This is a genomic window from Parahaliea mediterranea (assembly GCF_017255185.1).
Classification (GTDB): Bacteria; Pseudomonadota; Gammaproteobacteria; order Pseudomonadales; family Halieaceae; genus JAFKCZ01.
This window is the reverse complement of sequence record NZ_JAFKCZ010000034.1, coordinates 1-1309: the sequence shown is the minus strand read 5'-3', so window position 1 is coordinate 1309 and position 1309 is coordinate 1. Positions and strand designations below refer to the sequence as shown.

The 1309-nt window shown below is 60.4% G+C and carries 1 protein-coding gene and 1 other annotated feature; the gene reads right to left on the bottom strand.

Annotated features, from left to right (window positions below; all coding sequences use genetic code 11):
* Nucleotides 1-39: 39 nt before the first annotated feature.
* Nucleotides 40-1259 (bottom strand): IS3 family transposase gene (locus JYP50_RS21600; RefSeq protein ID WP_206562650.1). Its coding sequence is split into 2 segments (ribosomal slippage): nucleotides 40-974 and nucleotides 974-1259, totalling 1221 coding nucleotides; the frame shifts between segments, so codons are not numbered across the junction.
* Nucleotides 865-981: a sequence feature (AL1L pseudoknot), on the bottom strand. It overlaps the preceding gene by 117 nt.
* Nucleotides 1260-1309: the final 50 nt, after the last annotated feature.

Below are 1309 nucleotides of genomic sequence, written 5' to 3'. Positions count from 1 at the left end.
TGAATCGCCCCGGGATTTCCGGAGGCTCAGTTGCTTGAGTCAGGCCGCCATGGCTGACTCTTCTTGCTGGCGATAGTACGCCATTTCCAATTCCGCCGGCGGAATATTGCCGATGGGCTCCAATAGCCGGCGGTTGTTGAACCAGTCGACCCATTCCAGGGTCGCGTATTCCACCTCATCCACCGTCCGCCAGGGACCACGCTTATGGATCACCTCGGTCTTGTACAGGCCGTTGATGGTCTCCGCCAGGGCGTTGTCGTAGGAGTCGCCACGGCTGCCGACTGAAGACTCCAGGCCGCCTTCCGCCAGCCGTTCGGTGTAGCGGATCGACAGGTACTGGCTTCCCCTGTCGCTGTGATGAATCACGCCCTTGGCGCCGCCTCGAGCCCAGACAGCCTGCTCCAGCGCGTCCAGCACCAGATCCGTTCGCATCGAGCGAGAGACTCGCCACCCAACGATTCGGCGCGCAAACACGTCGGTCACGAAGGCCACGTAAACGAAGCCGCTCCAGGTCGCCACATAAGTAATGTCTGCGACCCACAACTGGTTTGGACGGTCAGCGAGGAACTGGCGCTGCACCAGATCTGCTGGGCGCTCTGCAGCGGTATCCGGTATCGTTGTTCGACACCGCCGACCACGCCTTGCGCCTTCGAGACCGAGCCGCTTCATCAATCGCTCAACGGTGCAGCGGGCCACGTCAATCCCCTCCCGGTTCAATTGGCGCCAGACTTTGCGGGCCCCATAAACCTGGAAGTTCTCTTCATACACCCGCCGGATATCAGCACACAGTGCATCATCACGCCGGGCTCTTTCTGAGCGGCGATCAGGGTTCTGCTGTTTGGCGCTATGGTCGTAGAACGTGGATGGGGCAATCGGCAGCTGGCTGCAGATCGGCTCGACCCCGTACTCATCCCGATACTCGTCGATAAATGACACCATCACTTCGGTTTGCGGTCGAGCTCCGCCTGGGCAAAATACGCCGAAGCCTTGCGCAGGATCTCATTGGCCCGCTTCAGCTCCCGATTCTCTCGCTCCAGTTCCTTGAGTCGCTCACGCTCATCGCTGGTCACGCCCTTGCGTAGGCCAAGGTCCTGCTCAGCCTGGCGCACCCACTTACGCAGGGTCTCAGCCGTACAGCCGACTTTGACGGCGATCGAGTTCATCGCCGCCCACTGGGAGTCGTATTGATCCTGCTGCTCGAGCAGCATCCGCACAGCCCGCTCCCGGAACTCTGGGGGATATCTCATTGGTTTGGTCATTGCTCCATCCTCTCAAGGTTTAGAGCCTCCGACAAACCCGGAGCGATTCA